The sequence below is a fragment of the Methanosarcina sp. Kolksee genome, from assembly GCF_000969945.1.
In the GTDB taxonomy this organism is placed as follows: domain Archaea; phylum Halobacteriota; class Methanosarcinia; order Methanosarcinales; family Methanosarcinaceae; genus Methanosarcina; species Methanosarcina vacuolata.
Map to the genome: position 1 here is coordinate 3,157,615 of NZ_CP009524.1, position 20,104 is coordinate 3,177,718.

General features: G+C 39.8%; 14 protein-coding genes and 1 pseudogene. 9 read left to right on the forward strand and 6 right to left on the reverse strand.

What is annotated here, in order from left to right; translation table 11 throughout:
- Positions 1-39 precede the first annotated feature (39 nt).
- A complete protein-coding gene (mprF, locus tag MSKOL_RS13020; protein ID WP_048156887.1) occupies positions 40-2,685 on the reverse strand; it encodes a bifunctional lysylphosphatidylglycerol flippase/synthetase MprF in 2,646 nt (881 codons plus the stop codon).
- A gap of 587 nt (positions 2,686-3,272) precedes the next feature.
- On the opposite strand from mprF, the gene MSKOL_RS20355 reads away from it, so the two are divergent.
- The 4 genes from MSKOL_RS20355 to gatD all read left to right on the forward strand — a co-directional run bounded on the left by MSKOL_RS20355 (position 3,273) and on the right by gatD (position 7,291).
- Complete coding sequence (locus MSKOL_RS20355) at positions 3,273-3,494, forward strand: hypothetical protein (protein ID WP_156151091.1); 222 nt, start codon at positions 3,273-3,275, stop codon at positions 3,492-3,494.
- A gap of 19 nt (positions 3,495-3,513) precedes the next feature.
- Complete coding sequence (locus tag MSKOL_RS13025; protein WP_052725477.1) at positions 3,514-3,708, forward strand: hypothetical protein; 195 nt, start codon at positions 3,514-3,516, stop codon at positions 3,706-3,708.
- A 490-nt stretch (positions 3,709-4,198) separates the two neighbouring features.
- Entirely contained in the window at positions 4,199-5,674 is a 1,476-nt protein-coding gene (argH, locus tag MSKOL_RS13030) for an argininosuccinate lyase (protein ID WP_048156892.1), read from the forward strand.
- Positions 5,675-6,016: 342 nt separating this feature from the next.
- Positions 6,017-7,291 (forward strand): Glu-tRNA(Gln) amidotransferase subunit GatD, encoded by a 1,275-nt coding sequence (gene gatD / locus MSKOL_RS13035; protein WP_048156894.1) that lies wholly within the window; start codon positions 6,017-6,019, stop codon positions 7,289-7,291.
- A 63-nt stretch (positions 7,292-7,354) separates the two neighbouring features.
- Here the strand turns inward: gatD and MSKOL_RS20360 are convergent.
- Positions 7,355-7,530, reverse strand: a pseudogene (locus tag MSKOL_RS20360) (IS701 family transposase); the annotation flags it as partial.
- 596 nt (positions 7,531-8,126) lie between these two features.
- Here MSKOL_RS20360 and MSKOL_RS18850 point away from each other — a divergent pair.
- Positions 8,127-10,202, forward strand: a complete 2,076-nt coding sequence (locus MSKOL_RS18850; RefSeq protein ID WP_052725480.1) for a tetratricopeptide repeat protein — start codon at positions 8,127-8,129, stop codon at positions 10,200-10,202.
- Positions 10,203-10,347: 145 nt separating this feature from the next.
- The gene (locus MSKOL_RS13045; protein WP_048156897.1) at positions 10,348-10,680 is read left to right on the forward strand and encodes a hypothetical protein; all 333 of its coding nucleotides are present in this window, start codon (positions 10,348-10,350) and stop codon (positions 10,678-10,680) included.
- Between the two features lie 18 nt (positions 10,681-10,698).
- On the opposite strand, the gene MSKOL_RS13050 is transcribed toward MSKOL_RS13045, so the two are convergent.
- Positions 10,699-11,061 carry a VOC family protein gene (locus tag MSKOL_RS13050; RefSeq protein WP_048156900.1) on the reverse strand — a complete coding sequence of 121 codons (363 nt, stop codon included), beginning with the start codon at positions 11,059-11,061 and terminating at the stop codon, positions 10,699-10,701.
- 138 nt (positions 11,062-11,199) lie between these two features.
- Between MSKOL_RS13050 and MSKOL_RS13055 the strand changes: the two genes are divergently transcribed.
- Positions 11,200-13,188 (forward strand): tetratricopeptide repeat protein, encoded by a 1,989-nt coding sequence (locus tag MSKOL_RS13055; RefSeq protein WP_048156903.1) that lies wholly within the window; start codon positions 11,200-11,202, stop codon positions 13,186-13,188.
- A 152-nt stretch (positions 13,189-13,340) separates the two neighbouring features.
- Positions 13,341-14,555, forward strand: a complete 1,215-nt coding sequence (locus MSKOL_RS13060; protein WP_048156906.1) for an ATP-grasp domain-containing protein — start codon at positions 13,341-13,343, stop codon at positions 14,553-14,555.
- A gap of 200 nt (positions 14,556-14,755) precedes the next feature.
- On the opposite strand, the gene MSKOL_RS13065 is transcribed toward MSKOL_RS13060, so the two are convergent.
- Positions 14,756-15,118 (reverse strand): STAS/SEC14 domain-containing protein, encoded by a 363-nt coding sequence (locus MSKOL_RS13065; RefSeq protein ID WP_048121550.1) that lies wholly within the window; start codon positions 15,116-15,118, stop codon positions 14,756-14,758.
- Between the two features lie 567 nt (positions 15,119-15,685).
- Here MSKOL_RS13065 and MSKOL_RS13070 point away from each other — a divergent pair.
- Entirely contained in the window at positions 15,686-17,410 is a 1,725-nt protein-coding gene (locus tag MSKOL_RS13070; protein WP_048156907.1) for a SulP family inorganic anion transporter, read from the forward strand.
- Between the two features lie 122 nt (positions 17,411-17,532).
- On the opposite strand, the gene MSKOL_RS21145 is transcribed toward MSKOL_RS13070, so the two are convergent.
- Both MSKOL_RS21145 and MSKOL_RS21150 read right to left on the reverse strand, forming a co-directional pair.
- Positions 17,533-18,543, reverse strand: coding sequence for a hypothetical protein (locus MSKOL_RS21145; protein WP_231592236.1), 1,011 nt, complete (start codon positions 18,541-18,543; stop codon positions 17,533-17,535).
- A 36-nt stretch (positions 18,544-18,579) separates the two neighbouring features.
- Positions 18,580-20,097, reverse strand: a complete 1,518-nt coding sequence (locus MSKOL_RS21150) for an alpha-amylase family glycosyl hydrolase (protein WP_231592237.1) — start codon at positions 20,095-20,097, stop codon at positions 18,580-18,582.
- Positions 20,098-20,104: the final 7 nt, after the last annotated feature.

Consider the following 20,104-nt stretch of genomic DNA (forward strand, 5'->3'; position numbering starts at 1 on the left):
GAACTATTCAGCTATTCGGTCATTCAACCGGCAGAAGACTCAGGTGAGTTCTTCGGATGGCTTTTCCGGTGCCTGATGCCCTGTGAGGCTTGCTGTCCGTTTATTTTCTTTTGAGAAAATTCCTTTCATTCCTCCTGAGATCAGGGCTGCAATATCTTTCAACACAAGGCCCTGTTTTAGCCCTTTGGGAAGAGCAATATATTTTGGGCTCCAGACAGGGTTGAATTTCTCTTTAAAATCCCGAAGTCCTTTATAGTTATAAAAGTGTTCTCCGTGGGTAAAGATTAAAGACCCGATTTTATGCCACATCGGAGCGAATTGCCGCGTTTCAAGCCCTGACAGTGGAGCCATCCCGAGTGAAAAACGCCTGTACCCTTCTTCTTTTCCCCAGAGCATGAGCTTGACAAAAAGATATTCCATCGTCCTGTCAGGGGCGTCGGGCTTGTGGCGCATGAGGTCAACACTGATTTCTTCATTATCCGCGCCTGTCCAGATATTTGCAAAAGCAACGATTTCGGACTCGTTCCTGACAAGGGCAATAGGGAAATTACTCAGGTATTTCTCTTCAAAGTAGCCAATTGAGAATCGCTTTTCTTTTCCTGCTTTCATTTCCAGCCAGGCATCCGAGATATTTCGGAGTTCAGGCATAAGGCTCCGAACCTCTTCTTTAGAGACAATTTCAAACCAGTATCCTTTTTTCTCCACATTCCTTACAGTATAACGGAAATCTTTGCTTGCACTTCCTTCCAGGGTAAAAGCCTCAAGGGGAACTTTCGCCTCTTCCCCGATTTTTATAAGTGTCAGGCCAAGGTCAAGATAAACCGGAATATATTTTTCGCTCACCTCATAGAAAGCAGCCCTTCCCTGGTGCAGCTTGCTCATTTCATAAAAGTCCCAGATCAGCTCTTTTGCCTGGCTGCTGGTTCCAACGATATCTCCCATTGCAACCCAGGTCTTTCCGGAAACTCCATACATCAAAAAAGCCTGCTTATTATCATCAAAAAGCAGATATTTGTCCCTGGTAAATACCAGGTTTCCAGCCGTTTCCTCACTTTGATTAATAATTCTTTTTGCAAGCTCCATCTCATCTGCTCCTGGAATGTGAATGTCCCTGGAAAAGGGGCTCAGGATTTTTGCCATCCCAAGAACAAGAAGCAGAATGAAAACTCCAACCGTAGCCCTTAAAAAGCTGGAGGCCTGGGAATTGATCCCGAACTGCCACCAGAGTTCGTTTGAATATTCCACATTATGGTATGAAAAAAATCCAAGCCATACAAAGCTTACGAAGACCAGGATTATTGCAATTACATTACTCCTGCTAAAAGACTGATGCATAAGCGAGGATTTTCTGTAAAAATATTTTCTGCAGGGAAGCAAAAATAAAAACAGGATAAAAAGAATCGAAGCTTCATGGTAATCAAAGCCTTTCAGGAGGGCAAATATTCCGCCCATCAAAAGTACGGAAAGAGAAAGAATATAGGCTCCGTCAATTCTTTTCCAGAGGCCGTTTGCCATGAGCAGAAGTAATACTCCCATAATGCTTCCAAAAAGCCTGGAGGCTTCGATTAAAGGAAGAGGAATAATGTAATTGAGGTCATGCAGGTACCTTGGATCTGAAGGTAGAGCTCCGGAAAAAAGAAGGGAAACTCCTCCAAGGAAAACAAGAATCGAAAAGACCTGAGGCGCTAGCTCGGACAGGCTTGAATACGTAGCTTTTTCAATTTTCCTCAGAAATTCGTCTCTTTCTTGATATTCATAGAACATAAGGGCCAGCAGCCCAATAAGGAAAGGCACGAAATAGTAAATTGTCCTGAAAAGGAGAAGCGGTTTAATTATATCGACCGTACCGAAATACGGTTCCAGCATAAACAGCATAAGGGTTTCAAAAACCCCAAGTCCACCCGGGACAGTACTTATCAGCCCTATAATCTGCGCCAGCGCAAAGAACACAAGGACATGAAGCAGGGTAAGATGTGGATTTGAAGGCAAAAGGAAATAGATAATACTTCCCGAAAGCAGGTAATCTATTGACGATAAGCCAAGCTGCAAGAACGCTATTTTCGGTTCAGGGATCCTGATCTGGTAACCTTTTGTCATGAAATTCAATTTTCTGAACGAGAAAAAGAAATAAACAGCAACACTTAGTAGTAAAAGAATTCCAATAAGGTTTAACGGGATAGGGATCTCGGGCACGTAATCCGACAGTTTCACAGGATAGAATGTGAAAAGCAAACCACCGACAAAGCAAAACCCAACCCAGAAAGTGAGTATGCAGAAAATAATAATTTCCCAGATCTGGCGCAGGTTCAGCCCATTTCTTGAGTACAACCTGTATCTCAGGGAACTTCCTGTCAGGATATTAAAACCAACACTATAACTTATGGACGTACTGATAAAAGAAGCCCTGGCAGTCTGCTTATAAGGCAGAGGATTATTAATATGGCGAACTGCCAGGTAATCATAACCTGTTAAAGCAAGATAACTCAAGAAGGTTAAAAAGAACGCAAGCTCTATATGGCTCAGTGGAATGCTGGTAATACTTTTGAGTACATACATCGAGTGCAAATGGCGTACCTGTTTATCCAGAGTCCACAAAGCCAGAGAAAATATAACCACTGGCAGAAGGTAGCCTGCAAACCTCTCTATTTTAAGAGTCTTTTCCCTCATACTTTCTTTGTCTGTCATTGAGATCAGCGTTTTTCACTTACCTTTTTTCTCGCTTAATTCGTTCATAATTTCTAACCTGACTTATTCATAATTTCTAACTAAGCTCTTTATTAATTTCTTATTTAAACCTTTTTAAATTTTTTACGTAATTTTTTTTAATTGCTTAGCAAATATTTTTAATTTTGTGTTTTAACAGACAAAGTAATTTCCTTAAAATATATACATATCGGCTCTAATCCCAGGAAACTTCTCAAAATATTTGTTTTGAGTTAGAGAATTTATTAAGTTGCCTATTGCAGAAGAATTAAAACAAAAAGTAAAGAAGAAATGTAATAATTCAGGATGTATCAATAAAGCCTGTAAACACCAACTACATGATTGAGATTTTTTATTCTACTTCTGAGCACAAAACATATTCCGGTAAACTTCCAGAAAGTATAAAGGGTGAATTTAGTCCTGGGATCAAGTCTCTTATGATCACTCTTAATCATGTTGCTAATTTTTCAGAACTCAAAATACATGAATTTCTAGTATATCGATTCTCAAATATGCACACAATAAGAAAATAAATACAGATTATGACGCAAATATTATTTTAAAGTCACATGGAATTCTGTAACACGGAAAACACAGCCATGGAAAACGCAGCCTGTCGCATAGTGATTCGATCTGGAGATTACAACCACGGAAAACACGGAAATCACGGAAGAAAAACGCCTTTACTACTTATTTCCGTGTCTTCTGTGCTTTCAGTGGTTTTTAAAAAATTCATTTTGGACATACTTTGGAATCGATGCACTGGAAAATATTGGTGTTCATATATTTAAAGCCACTATTTCTCGAATCTTGACAAAAGATATTGATTTCTTTCATCAGGAGAAAGCCGAGATTTTTCTGGAAGGTCTTAAGGTTACGCCTTATCAGCAGATTGATGATACAGGTGCAAGAGTCAATGGTGTCAATTATTATACTCAGATTCTTTGTAATCCTTATTATACCGCTTATTTTACAGTTTCCAATAAGACCGGGAAACCATTTTAGATGTGCTTTTATGTGGAAAAGAAAAAACGTACTGCTTTTGAGATGCAATCTCTGGCTCAACTAATCAGAGAAAAAAGCTTGGTGAGCGAAAGATGAGCGATTTCCACTCAATTTGAAGAGGATACGAAATTTCCATTCAATTTGAAGAGGAGACCTAAAAAACAGTTGCCTACCTGAACAGTTAGCCTTAAAAGAAAAACAAGGATAACTTCCCGAAACCGATTCATATTTAAGCGTTTGAAATAATACCACGCTACAAATGTTACTTTAAATCTTGCATCAAGTATTTCATTTAAGTCTTATATTAAATCTCAGGTTAAATCTTATAAGCCTCATATTAAATCTCAGATTAAATCTTATAAGCCTTATATTAAATCTCAGATTAGTTTCACAGATATATTGCCACAGACATTAACAGAAATTAGATTCGTATCAACAGGAATTACACTCACACCTACTCATATCACAAAAATCAGAGAGAGGAAAACCGATGAGCAATATTTTACGCAGAGGCAGGCTGGAGGCTGCCCAGGACGAGGAAATTTTACGTTATACCTCCTCTATGGAAGCTGACAGGTGGATTTTTGATGCTGACATAGCAGTAGACCTTGCCCATACAGTAATGCTAAAAGAGCAGGGCATCATAAATAGGGAGGACTGCAGCAAAATCCTTAGTGGGCTTTTGAAAATCCGGGAAGAAGGGATGGAAAAGCTCGATTTCAGCTATGAAGACATCCATATCTCTCTTGAGTCAAGACTCATCGATATGGTTGGGGAAGACGTTGGGGGCAGGATGCATTCTGGGCGTTCCAGAAATGATGAGGTTGCGACCTGCATCAGGCTGGTGCTCAGGGAAGAACTGACCGGGCTGCTTGAAGAAATCCATAAGCTGAGGCAAACGCTTCTTACCCTTGCGGAAAAACATACCGAGACGCTCATGCCTGGTTTTACTCACATGCAACATGCCCAGCCGACAACGCTTGCTCATCACCTCTGCGCCCACGAAGCCGCTCTTGGCAGGGACTTTGATAGGGTTCAGGACGCTTACTCCAGGGTAAACCTCTGCCCGCTTGGGGCTGCTGCTTTTGCTTCCACGGGATTTAACCTGAACAGGAAAAGGACCCAGGAGCTTCTGGGCTTTGACGGCTTGCTTGAAAATTCAATGGACGCGGTCAGCACCAGAGACTTTCTTATTGAATGCGCCTCAGGATTTACAAACATCATGATAAACCTGAGCCGCATGGCCGAAGAACTTGTAATATGGTCCACTTCCGAATTCAATTTCATAGAACTGGACGACATGTACGCTTCTACTTCTTCAATCATGCCGCAGAAGAAAAATCCTGACACTGCCGAACTTATGCGCGGGAAAACAGGAGTAGCAGTGGGCGCACTAATGTCTCTGATTACTATCTGCAAAGGGCTTCCCCTGAGTTATAACCGCGACCTGCAGGAAGCAACCCCAAATATCTGGCGGTCTGTAGAAACGGTAAGGGCTTCAGTAAGGGTTATGGAAGGGATGATAAAAACTATGAAAGTCCACCCTGAAGTGCTTGCTGCCCAGTCAGTTATAGGTTTTACAACCGCTACCGAACTTGCGGATACCTTTGTCCGGGAAACCGGAATTCCTTTCAGGACTGCCCACCAGATCGTTGGGATGCTCGCAAGGGAAATGGAAAAACCAACTCTAGAAAAAATAGATTCCGTAGCCGAAATTGTGCTGGGCGAATCTCTTTCAAGCCGGGGGCTCACAGAGAAAATGGTAAAAGAAGCCCTGAGCCCGGTTTCGAACGTAAAGAGAAGAAAAATCACTGGCGGACCAGCTCCCGAAGAAATGCGAAATTACCTCTCGAAAAGGCAGACCGAGCTTGAACTTAACAGGCAGGAAATTGCAACCCTGAAAGATATTACAGACTCAGCTTTTGAAAATCTGCTTGCAACCGTTAATGAGTACAGGAAAACTTGAGTTATAAAGAAGCAAACTCCATACTGAAGTATACTTGATGTCGATAAACTAAGTATTAATACCCAGTATTAATATTACATTGACCTCTTAAACTCAGTATTAGTCTCAGAATTAATATCGGTATTAATATCACTATCACATTGACCTCTTAAACTTATTAGTATTAATTTCAGTATAATTTCAGTATTAATTTCAGTATTAATACTACTTTGACTTACCAGTATCATGCAAAATGTATAATATTGTAAAAGTAGCCAGGTATTATACAGGAATGTCTGTATGATACCGGAATACCGATTATCTATACAGCATTAAAATAAGTTATCATAAAAGGGATTATTTATGGAATTCAAACAGGGCGACCGGGTACGTATTGAAAAGAACGGCACTGTCTACGAAGGCAAAGTGATGCCGTCCATGGAAGGATATATTACAATAAAAATGAACAGCGGCTACAATGCCGGTTTTTCCACGGATAAGGTAAAGATAACTCTTCTGGGAAACAATGGAGAAAACAAAAACGGAGGCCGGAACGGCGGAAAAGGACCTAAAACGGCAGGAGAAGAGGTCCAGAAATCTGGAAAAAAGCTTCCAAAGGTCGCTATTCTTTCCACAGGCGGAACGATTGCAAGCAAAATAGATTACAGGACAGGTGCAGTAACTTCCCAGTTCACTGCTGACGATATCCTTGCAGCTATCCCCGAACTCAGAGAGATAGCTGATTTCAAAGGCAGGGTAATCTCAAGCATTCTCTCGGAAAACATGGATTCGGAGTCCTGGCAAAATCTTGCCCTTGCTGTCGTAGAGGAAATCGAGGCAGGTGCTGATGGGGTAATCGTAACCCACGGGACAGATACCATGATGTACACGGCTGCAGCCCTTTCCTTTATGATTGAAACGCCTGTGCCCATCGTTATTGTAGGTTCCCAGAGAAGTGCAGACCGTCCGAGCAGCGACAATGCCATGAATGCAATATGTGCGGCTCTTGTTGCTATTAGTGATATTGCTGAAGTTTCGGTTGTTATGCATGGAACAACCTCAGATGATTTCTGCGAGATCCACCGTGGAACGAAAGTCAGGAAAATGCATACTTCCCGCAGAGACGCCTTCAAGTCAATAAATTCCCGACCTATAGGAATCGTGGATTACGATACAAGGGAAATAAAAACTTTCATTGACTATATTAAACGTGGAGAAAGACCTCTCAAATTCAAATCAGGCATGGAACCGAAATGTGCCCTTGTAAAATTCACTCCCGGTTCAAGTCCCGAAATTCTTGACCATTACATCGACAGCGGGTACAGAGGACTGGTTCTCGAAGGTACCGGGCTTGGGCATGTTTCTACAAAATGGATTCCCGGGATCCAGAAAGCAACAGATGCAAAAATGCCTGTTATAGTTATGTCCCAGTGCCTTAATGGCAGAATCTGTGACCGCGTCTATGATACCGGCCGTGATATGCTGAAAGCAGGAGCAATCGAAGGGGAAGATACCCTGCCCGAAACCGCCCTTGTTAAACTTATGTGGGTGCTCGGTCAAACCGATGAATTTGACGAAGCTGTCAAAATGCTCAGGGAAGATCTCAGTGGAGAGATTACAAAGTGCTGTTTTAAGTAAGAAATCATATATTTATCAGATATTTAAATCAGATATTTATCAGATATTTAAATCAAATATTTCTTTCTTCACTTCTTTTTCCTGAACCTCATTTTTGTCTATAGTTTGAATGGTATTTGTTCGAACAGATTTGAGAAAGATTTGAGAAGATCTGCAGGACTCCAAGGAAAAGTTGAGATGGAATGGCTTAGTGATTGGCTGTTAGAGCATTTACAACAATAAATTGCCATTTTTTTCATATTTTTCCTATAGAGAGGAGAATCAAACCATAAAGGTAATCAATGCAGGTTAAAGCAACACAACGAGTTTTTGTTTGAAAACAGGATTCAAGATGTTTATCTGAGATGTATTTTTTTACAGAAATATTATTTAACTTGATGAAGTTAGATGTTATTTGTTTCATGAAACTATATTTATAACGGAAAAATTATACTTCATAGTTAACGTGGAAAGGAAATGTGATAAAGTCAAGCTAATATAAAAGTCGGAAACGATAGGAAAAAGAATATTATCTTAAAAACGCATATGAAATTCTTCTAATTACAGGCACAAAGAAATGAAAGTACTTGGAAGAACTTTCATGCCAAAAACGCATATGAAATTCTTCTAATCACAGGCACAAAGAAATGAATGTACTTGGAAGAACTTTCATGCCAAATAAATTATGTTTCATTTTTACATCAGGTGTCGAAATGTAAATTATATCACAAAAACCGATTTTTGTTATATCTATAAATCGTCATCTGTCTCACAATATAAAAAATTATTTATATGTTTCAAAACAATGAATTAAAAATTATTTTTTGGGTTGAAGTTCATTGAGGTAGGCCAGTAAATGGATAATGATATGGTAGAAGAACTGCGGAAAATCGTAGTTGAATCTCTGCAATCTGAAGACGGAAATTTAAACAAAGCAGTTGACCTTGCAATTAACTTTTCAACAAAAAATTCGATCTCTTTCGACCAGTTATTAGATCTGATCACTCTTTGTGGGTCTGAAGGATCCTATGAATTAGTATATATATTTGCAAAGACCGCTGCAAGCTTATCAACAGGACCTTCAAAAGCAGTTGCTCATTATAATGCGGGAACTGCTTCTTACTTTTTGAACCTACCTGTGGAAGCAGAAGAACAGTATAAGCTTGCTCTGGAAGCAGACTCAAATGATGCAAGCATACACTCAAATTATGGAATTCTCCTGAAACAAACGGGACGCTTTGAAGAGGCAGAAAAACAGTATAAACTTGCTCTGGAAACAGACCCAAAACATATCAGTACACACTCCAATTACGGTAATCTCCTTTCAGATACGGGGCGCCTTGCGGAAGCAGAAGAACAGTATAAGCTTGCTCTCAAAGCAGATCCCAAACATGTCAATACACACTCCAATTACGGTAATCTTCTTTTAGCCATGGGGCGACGCGATGAAGCAGAAGGACAGTACAAACTTGCTCTCAAAGCAGACTCCAAACATGTCAATACACACTCCAATTACGGCAATCTCCTTTCAGATATGGGGCGCATTGAAGAGGCAGAAAAACAGTATAAACTTGCTCTGGAAGCAGACCCAAAACATATCAACACACACTCCAATTACGGAAATTTCCTTTCAGATATGGGACGCCTGGAAGAAGCAGAGGAACAGTATAAACTCGCTCTGGAAGCAGACCCCAAAAACGTCAACGCACACTCCAATTACGGTAATCTCTTCCAAAAAATGGGGCGCCTGGAAAAAGCAGAGAAACAGTATAAGCTTGCTCTGGAAGCAGACCCAAATGATGCAAGCACACACTCCAATTACGGCAATCTCCTTTTAGCCATGGGACGGCGCGATGAAGCGGAGGAACAGTATAAACTTGCTCTGGAAGCAGACCCAAAACATGTCAACACACAATCTAATTACGGTAATCTCCTCCAAAAAATGGGGCGCATTGAAGAGGCGAAACAAAGATACGAAAAAGCACTTGAAATTAGGCAAAAACTCCTCAATCAAGACCCTGAAAACATAGCCTATCAGTTAGATGTAGCAATAGCAATCAACAATTTAGGCACCTTACTTTCGGATATGGGGTACATTGAAGAGGCAAAACAAAGGTACGAAAAAGCACTTGAAATCAGGCAAAGACTCCTCCAAAAAGACCCCGAGAATGCAGTTTATCAATCTTACGTAGGAACGACGCTCAACAATTTAGGTGCCTTACTTTCTGATATGGGACGCATTGAAGAGGCTAAACAAAGGTACGAAAAAGCACTTGAGATCAGGCAAAAACTCCTCCAAAAAGATCCTGAAAACGCAGCATACCAATCTTACGTAGGGACTGCGTTTAACAATCTAGCAGGAATCTACAAAGATATGGGAAGATATGAAGAGGCAATGAACCTGTATAGCAAATCTCTTGATATCCGTGAAAAATTGCTGGGGCCAGGACATTCTGATGTTGCAAATACTCTAAACAATATGGCTGTTCTCTACAGAGAAACCGGAAGATATGAACAGGCCCTTGAAACGTTTAATCGTGCACTAGAAATCCTGAAGAATGTTTACGGATCAGAACATCCTGATTACGGATCAGAGCATTCTGATTACGGATCAGAACATCCTGATGTTGCAAATACTCTAAACAATATAGCTGTTCTCTACGAAGAAACCGGAAGATATGAACAGGCCCTTGAAACGTTTAATCGTGCACTAGAAATCCTGGAGAATATTTACGGACCAGAGCATCCTGATATTGCAATTACTCTAAACAACATGGCTATTCTCTATAGGGAAATGAGAAGATATAACGAAGCTCTCAAAATGTTTAATCGCGCACTCAAAATCCTGGAGAGTGTTTATGGACCAGGCCACCCTTATATTCAAAAAATTCAAAGAAATATAATTAGCATTAACAAAAATACTGGTAGATAAAAAGATCCCTTCTTCAAGCTGGACGGGAATATTAAAACATTTGCATAAAAAAAATTCTGATTTATAAAAAGAGGGAGAGTAGAGAGTTCTGAATCACATTCCCGAATATAAAAAAAGTCCGAAAGACAAATTAGATGATGTTTCTGTGGATTACAGTGCCAGAGAAACTATCTTTGTACCAGGTGTTTATATACGTATAAATGAAGATACTCTAAGAGTTTGTTTAAGTAATCACCTGAAACGATTAGAGAAGAAGAGTCGCTGGACTACTCCTTATGCTATATTTGCCACTATTGTAATAGTACTTGTCACTTCTGATTTTCATGATTTTATCGTAAGTGGTGATACATGGCAAAAAATATTTTATATTGCTGGTATAATTTCAGCTTTATGGTTTATTCGCTCAGTTTTGAATGCACGAAAATCAGAAACTGTAGACGATATAATTAACGATTTAATTGAAAAAGCTCAAAAATAACGTTTAAATTATTTATTTTCATCTATTTTTGGAATGTTCCACATATTCTATTACCGCGCCGTCGGGATGCTTTACTGTCATGTTCCTGCCGGTTGGGACCTTATTTGGGCCCCGTATAATTTCTGCACCTTTTTCTTCCAGATAAGCCTTGAATTCGTCAAGAGAATCGACAAGAAAAGTAGCCTGCGTGCTTTTGAAGGGTTTTAGAGCTTCATCCGAGCCGGCTATTAGCAAAATATTCCCTACTTGAACCAGTTCAAGGCCGATTTGCGGGATTTTAAAGCGCATAGCTGCGGGAGAGCCGAGGAGTTCTTCATAGAATTCGAGGGCTGAGTTAAGGTCTTTTATGTAGAGTCGGGAGAGAGTTTGAAGGATTTTCATAATATCACAAAAACAGATCTTTGTTAGATTTCTATAAATCGTTATCTTTCGTACAATATAAAAAATTATTTATATGTTTCAAAACAATGAATTAAAAACTATTTTTCGGGTTGAAATTCCATTCAGGCAGGTCAATAAATGGATGATGTGGTAGAAGAACTGCGAAAAATTGTAGTTGAATCTCTGCAATCTGAAGAAGGAAATTTAAACAAAGCAGTTGACCTTGCAATTAACTTTTCAACAAAAAATTCGATATCTTCCGATCAGTTATTAGAGTTGAGCACTTATTGTGGATCAGAAGAGGCTTATGAATTAGCATATATATTTGCAAAAACAGCTGCAAGCTTATCAACAGGACCTGAAAAAGCAGCTGCTCATTATAATGCAGGAACTGCTTCTTACTTTTTGAATCTACCTATAGAAGCAGAAGAACAGTATAAACTTGCTCTTGAATCAGATCCCAAACATGTCAACACACACTCAAATTACGGACTTCTCCTTTCAGATACGGATCGCCTCGATGAGGCAGAGGAACAGTACAAACTTTCTGTAGAATCAGATCCCAATGATGCGAGCACACATTCAAATTACGGAAATCTCCTGAAACAAATGGATCGCTTCGATAAGGCAGAGGAACAGTATAAACTTGCTCTTGACTCAGATCCCAATAATGCGATCACACACTCAAATTACGGACTTCTCCTTTATGATATGGATCGCTTCGATAAGGCAGAGGAACAGTATAAACTTGCTCTTGACTCAGATCCCAATAATGCGATCACACACTATAATTACGGACTTCTCCTTTATGATATGGATCGCCTCGATAAGGCAGAGGAACAGTATAAACTTGCTCTTGACTCAGATCCCAATAATGTGAGCACACACTATAATTACGGACTTCTCCTTTATGATATGGATCGCCTCGATAAGGCAGAGGAACAGTATAAAATAGCAATAAAATTAGATCCAAAACATGTAAACACACACTTAAATTACGGAAATCTCCTGAAACAAATGGATCGCTTCGATAAGGCAGAGGAACAGTATAAAATAGCACTAAAATTAGATTCCAACAAACCAAGTAGTCATGGTGCTTATAGTCTATTTCTACTCTCTAAAAATTTAGAGAATGAAGCTATCAATGAAATGAAAATGGTATCCAACTTATTCAGGGAAAATGGAGATAAAGTTAAGGAACATCTTTCTTTGGCATTGCTTTATGAAGAATTTGTGAATAAATATTATAAGTTAAAAGATTATAAAAAAAGTGGGGAATACGCTGAAATTTCAGGAGATAAATACATTGAAGCAGGTAAGCAGGCAGGAGATAACTTTAAATACACTTTTTTAACCAAAGGATATACGCTGAAAGGAAGAGCTAAAATTCGGAAGCTTGAAATTAAAGCTCCTTTTTACAAAGATATAATTAAGAGAATTTGGAACAAGGAATCTTACGAAATTGAAAAATTTACGAAAATCATTGATTGTATAATGGATGCATCCCAATTTTATGAAAAGGCGGCTGAAGCATCCAAAGACCCTCCAAAATATAATCAATTATGTAACGCCTGTTCAATTTCAATGTCCTGTCTTTCGGAAATGCTCGACTACATGCTCGCAGTTATAAAACAGAAAAAAACACCTGAATTAGAAGATAAATTGAAAAATTGGGATGAAAAACTGGCACTTGCCAAAAGTGCTTATAATAAAAACAGTAAAGGAGAACTCTTTATTGATTCTCTTTCTAAATTGAAAGAATGCATACAAAATCTTGACAAGTATAAAAAACAGGGAACTATAGGCTATAGAGGAGCTTTTGAGAAATGTCGCAACGAATTAAGTGAAATCGCAAATAATATCGAAGGGCCTCTTCAGAAAATCATTGAAGATTCATCAAAACAAATGAATATTTGTCGGCTCAAAATAATACCTTATTCAGGTACTGAAACTGGATATATACCTCAACCTAATAAATTATCTCAATTCTTTAACTGGATATTAGATCCCAAAAGAATAGGAATAGGAATATTTGGAATCGTTCTTACCGTTGTTGTTAACCATTACAATGAATATCTTTTTTCATTGATCAAAAGATTTGTAGCCATGCTTCTCAGTAAAATATGATCCATTGTAATCTGTTTTTAGAAAATAACTGGGTTGACTGCGCTCAGATTCCATTATGACCCACAATAAAATATTCCACAACAAATATTACTAACCTCTCCATTATCTGGCTTCAGGTTTCAAACTGAAAGATAACAAAAAAGGTTAGAAAAATGTTAATCCTCGACCACCCCTACGTCTCCGAATTCCTAAAAAATACTGCTGCTGAATTACAGATTCCTGTTTTAAAAAATGAAATGGCAGCCGGACTGAAGACTGAAAAAAGGCTAAACCTTCTTGAGGAAGCTGAATTTATCGAATTAATAAAAGAAAAAGGTGAATTTTCTCTATATTCCAATTCTGAAAACTCAATTGGCTGGATTTCGGAAAATCTCGGTTTTACCGGGCTGCCTGAAAAAATCGAGCTTTTCAAGAACAAAGTTAAGTTCAGAGAGCTACTGAAAAGGCTCTATCCTGAATTATATTTTAAGAGTGTTAAATTTGAAGAACTGGACGAAATTCGGGTTGAGGAAATCGAAAAACCGTTTATCATAAAGCCTGCTGTGGGATTTTTCAGCCTTGGAGTTCATAAGGTTTCCACCAACGAGGAATGGGATTCGGTCCTGAAGTCCATAAAGTCTGAGGTTGAAGAGATCAAAAAGCTTTATCCGGCGCCAGTTTTGAATGTGGAGAATTTCATTATAGAGGGAAATATCGAAGGGGAAGAGTTTGCGGTTGACGCTTATTTCAACCGTGAAGGAAAGCCGGTAGTCCTCGATATCTTCAAACATATCTTTTCTTCGGAAGACGATGTCAGTGACAGGGTGTATTTTACTTCGAAAACGGTTATAGAAACCTACAGGGAAGCAATTGAGGATCTTTTAAAGGAAATCGGAAAGCTGGCCGGGCTCAGGAATTTTCCCCTTCATCTGGAACTTCGAATATCGCAGGACAGGCGGATCCAGCCGATTGAACTGAACCCGATTCGCTTTGCCGGCCTGTGCGTTACTGATATTGCATATTTTGCATATGGGATTAACACTTACAGGTACTTTCTGGAACAGCTTGAACCGGACTGGAATGAAATTCTTGCAGACAAAGAAGGGAAAAGCTTCTGCCTTGTCATGCTGAGCAAACCTGAAGATCTCAATTTGAAGGATGTAAAGGCTTTTGATTACGAAAAACTGCTTTCAGACTTCGAAAAGCCTCTGGAACTCAGAAAAGCGGATCATGAAACACGCGGCTACTTCGGGTACATGTTTACCGAAACCAGAGACAGTAGCTGGAGCGAGATTGAAAGGATTCTGAAATCGGACTTGAGGGAATATATCACTCTCAAAGAAGCAGTGCCTGCAAGTTCTGTGCTCAAAAATAATGTTCAAAAATAAAGATCATTAAAGAAGTAGCTATAAATTTGCTCATTCAAAATAGCGAAGAGCCTTGATTTGTAACCTATCATTTTTATGAAGGTTCATTCACTGATTTTATTCACTGATTTTATTCACTGATTTTATTCACTGATTTTATTCACTGATTTTATTCACTGATTTTATTCACTGATTTTATTCACTGATTTTATTCACTGATTTTATTCACTGATCCATGTTTCTGCTTCAAGAAGCTCTTCATTCTTATAGGTCCTCACTGGAAAAGGAACAATAAACTTAATGATTTCAACGGCGACATCCATCCAGTCCACGTCTGAAACAACTGCAATCTTTTCAAAGGCTGTAATGTTCAGTATGCCAACCTTGGCGTCCTCCAGCATGGCATTAAGGGTAAACCACTCAAGTTCCTTATCCATGTGATAAAGAATACGAACCTTACCGTACATCTTGATTTTTTCCTCAACAGCAGGAATTAACACATTTTTGTAGTCATCTCCAGTTACTTCTCCACTCACATTGACTGCTACGACATTTCCCGGCAAACCCTGCATAATCTCTATCATTTAACTCCCCCTTTAGTATACAAGAACTGTAGCGCCCCACATGTTCAAATGTTTTTTCCTGCAAATTGCTGTCCGAGAGCAATTCAATAATTTTCTTAGCCTCATGACATTAGAGTTTTGAGTTTTTGAGTTGGTTTTTGAGTTGAGTTTTTAGTTGGTTTTTGAGTTGAGTTTTTGAGTTGGTTTTTGTAGTTGAGTTTTTGAGTTAGTTTTTGAGTTGAGTTTTTAGTTGAGTTTCTAATTTATTAATTTGAATGAATATAAACTTTGACTCGGACCATTATATTCATATCATATTCAAAAGACTCATCATGATAAATGAATCGGACTTAAGCGGTTGAAATGAAAAAACAATAGCATCATAACCAGAAGTTGTTGAATGAAGAGATATACAAATCAATAGAAACGAATCGATAATTATAATTAAAGTTGTAGGTCTAAACATATGACCTGAAGGATAAGATCAAAGGTTTGCAAATCCAGGCGGATACTAGGCTGGTTTGATATATCCGTCATTCAAGGATTTCAATCAAAAAATTACCTTATTGTAAGGAGATTAGAACGAATATGAAACCTGCGCAGAATTCCAGAAGATCTTTTCATTTTTCCCTCTTTCAAGGAATATTACCCCTCAACTCCAAACAGATACCCCTGGAAATTATCGCAGGGATAACATTCGCAGCGTTTGCCATCCCCGAAGTTATGGGATACACTAAAATTGCAGGCATGCCTGTAGTTACTGGAATCTACACGATCCTGTTTCCAATGTTAGCTTTTGCCATTTTTGGTTCATCCCGTCATCTTGTCGTTGGCGCCGATTCAGCAACCGCGGCAATTATAGCAAGCGGACTGACAACGATAGCCGTGCCTGGATCTTCCCAATACGTCGCATATGCGAGCGCAATCGCCCTACTCGTAGCAATCTTGCTTTTCCTTGGAGGCCTGTTCCAGCTTGGTTTTCTCGCTGACTTCCTCTCCTACACGGTCCTGATAGGATTTCTCACAGGTGCTGGTATCTACATCTCTATATCACAGATTAGCGGGATGCTTGGGATACCTTCAGAACCGGATGGGACATCTGTGCAGATTATCTCTTTAGTAAGAAACCTCTTTCTTACAAATACCCCCACGCTCCTGGTCTCATTATCCGTAATCGGGGTTATTGTTCTTGGCGAAAGGATCAGCCACAAATTTCCAGGTTCACTAATAGCGATTATTGGCGCAATTGCTGCAAGCCGGATATTAGACTTTTCTTCTTACGGGATTAGCGTCCTTGGCACAGTACCACAAGGCCTGCCGCAAATTTCTATTCCTCAAATCCCGCTTTCAAATCTACCAGATATTTTCAACATATCCGTTTCTTGTTTTATTATTATCCTTGCCCAGAGTGCTGCAACATCTCGTGCTTATGCCATTAAGTTTTCCGACACTTTTAATGAAAATACAGACCTCATCGGATTGAGCCTTGCTAACGCAGCAGCAGGGATATCAGGGACTTTCGTTGTCAACGGCAGCCCAACCAAGACTGAAATGATTAAAAATGCAGGAGGTAGGACACAGCTTACTCAGCTCACAACGGTCTTAACTGTTATATTAGTCCTGTTGTTCTTTACCAGGCCATTCGCCTATTTACCCACAGCCGTACTTTCGTCTATGGTATTCCTCATTGGTCTGCATCTTATCGATATCGAAGGGATGACCGCCCTTCACAGACAGCGGCCTGTCGAGTTTGCTGTCGCTTTGATAACGGCTATAACGGTCGTAGTTATAGGTGTCGAGCAGGGAATCCTTATAGCTATTATACTCTCGATCATTGCTCACCTGCGCCATAGTTACAGGCCACTTAACCTTCTGCTTGTTCCAAAGGCAGGAGGGGCTATGAAGACATTTCCACTGGAAAGTGGGCAGCAAGCTGTTGAAGGACTGTTAATCTACCGTTTTGGTTCAAACCTCTACTTTGCTAACGAAGACCGCTTTGCGGAAGATATAATAGATCTTGCCATAAAAAATGGCTCACTTAAATGGTTTTGCATTTCTGCCACAAACATTGGAGATATCGATTTCACTTCCGCAGAGACGCTCAAAAAAGTGTATATCCAACTGCAAAAACTGGACATTACTCTTGTATTAAGTGAAGTAGTACAGCCTGTGATGAGTGAGCTGGATAAAGACGGCATAACCCAAATGATTGGTAAAGACCATATCTTTGAGTCAGTTCAGGATGTTATAGAAGCATATAAAAAATCAACAGATAGTTCGTCACATAGATCTACAGATAATTTTTCACAATAATTTTAAAGCTCCAACTTTTTCCAGTGCCTGGAATTTCTGCACTGTAATCCTTTTTGCACTGTAATCTTTTTTCACTGAAATCCTTTTTCACTGTAATCCTGTTTTTACACTGTAATTCTTAGTCACTGTGATCGTTTTTTTACACTGTAATTCTTAGTCACTGTGACCCTTTTTTTAGGCAGTCGCTTTGAAATTAGCACAACTACACTCCTGCCCTGCACAATGTAGCTCTTCCCGTTGACCTGGATTTCTTCTCCGGCTTTGGCAATTTCCTGAGGAGAAGGCAAGAAAGTATCGACTGCTCTATACCAGTTTCTACTTATACATTTGAGTTCCGGAATTTCGAACTCAAGAGGCTCCCAGTACATATTCATCATAACATGTATATCTTCTTCGTCTCCGGGTTCTCCCATGGTAAAAGAAAGGGCTCTTGCATGAGGGTCGTCCCAGCCTGGACTGTAGAGCTTGCACCAGTGCCAGGAAATATCTTTTAGCCCACGTTCGTTTTCCTTGCCTGTAAAATATCGGGGGCGAAGGATGGTAGTATGGCGTTTTCGAAAATCAATCATCAATTTCCAGAAGCGGAGCATATCGCGATTTTTCTCTACTAAGTTCCAGTCAAACCAGCTGGTCTCATTGTCCTGGCAATAAGCATTGTTGTTGCCTTTCTGAGTGCGTCTGACTTCGTCTCCCATGCAAATCATCGGAACTCCTATAGACAGCAACAGAATTGCAGCGAAATTTTTGATCTGCCTTTCCCGCAAGGTTTCGATCTCCAGGTCTTCGGTCTCTCCCTCAACCCCGCAGTTCCAGCTCAAATTATTGTCAATTCCATCCCTGTTATTTTCCCCGTTAGCCTCATTGTGTTTATGGTTATACAAAACAAGGTCGTTAAGTGTAAATCCGTCGTGGCACGTCACGAAATTAACACTATTGATCGGAAGCCTTGATTCGGACTGGTAGAGGTCAGGGCTCCCGGCAATCCGGCTTGCAACCCTCCTTACAAGCCCGGGATCTCCTCTTACAAAGCGGCGGATCTCATCCCGATAATAACCGTTCCATTCAGCCCACCTCGGGCCCGGGAAGTATCCTACCTGATTGAGTGCAGCTGCGTCCCAGGCTTCAGCAATCACTTTTATGTATCCGAGAGCATCGTCAAGTTCAATCTGCTATATAACAGGGGGATACTTCATAACCTTCCCATCGGTATCCAGCGAAAGGATAGAACCCTCATCAAACCGAAAACCATCAACATGCATCTCTTCTGCCCAGTATTTTAGGCAGTCTACTATCAGCTTCTGGGGAATAGGATGGTTGCAGCTCACTGTATTTTCACAACCCGAATAATTGCTGTAGTATTGCTTGTCAGGTTCCAGGAGATAATATATGCTGTTATCTATACCCTTGAAAGAAAATACCGGGCCCAGGTTGTCTCCTTCGGCTGTATGGTTAAAGACCACATCAAGAATTACCTCAATTCCAGCTTTGTGCAGAGCTCTGACCATGTCCCTGAATTCTTCCATATGAGCTCCGTACTCAGGATTCACACAATAGCTGCTGTGAGGCGCAAAAAAACATATCGGGTCATAGCCCCAGTATTGTTTTCTTCCGTCAAGGCTTGTTGCATCATCAAAATCAAAGACAGGCATTAATTCTACAGATGTAATGCCAAGTTCCTTGAGATATGGAATTTTTTCAATTACTCCTGAAAATGTACCGGGCGCTGTGACTCCTGATGTTGGAGATCTGGTAAACCCGCCTACATGCAGCTCATAGATGATGGTTTCATTCAGTTCTTGCAGCCTTTTTTTGCTGTAGAGCTTTTCGCCCATTCCGGGCATCTCATATATCTTTTCTGCAGTTATGTGGCTGTTATTTCCCCATTTGTAGTGGGACATATCAATTACCACGCTGCGCATAGAAAAAGCAAGGTTGTCTCCTGGCATGCAAGCTTTTTCTCTGTTCCAGAGTGCTTTGTTGTTTCCTTTAGAATAAGGATCTATCAGGACTTTATCCCCGTCAAAACGGTATCCTCTGGAGGGATCAAGAGGACCGCCTATCCGATATGCATAGTGGACTCCAGGCTTAAGGCCCCGCACATATACATGCCAGAAGTGAAATGTTTTATTAAGGGCAATACTTGTGGCTTCAGTGATTTCAATACTTGTAGCTTCGGTGGTTTCAAGATCCTCGGAAACTTTAACTGAATTCTCAATATTTTTAATATCCCCAGAAACCTTAACTGGATTTTCAATACTTTCAATATCCTCGGAAACCTTAACTGAGCTCGCAATATTTTCAATATCCTCGGAAACCTTAACTGAGCTCGCAATATTTTCAATATCCTCGGAAACCTTAACTGAGCTCGCAATATTTTCAATATCCTCGGAAACCTTAACTGAGCTCGCAATATTTTCAATATCCTCGGAAACCATAACTGAATTTGCAATATTTTTAGAATGAGTAAATTCTCCAACTCTGTTTGTGTAAAGGATAAGAGCAGGTTTCAGATCATCACATCTGTGAAAAAGCAGAAGTTCAACGTAATCTGCATGTTCGGAATAAATCGAAAAATTTACTCCATCTTCATCAGGCGTTGCCCCAAGAGGATGGGGATATCCCCTTTCGATAACATAGCGATACTTCTTAAAAGTCTGTTCGTGATCCGTATACAATTCTCCTAACATTTTTTGG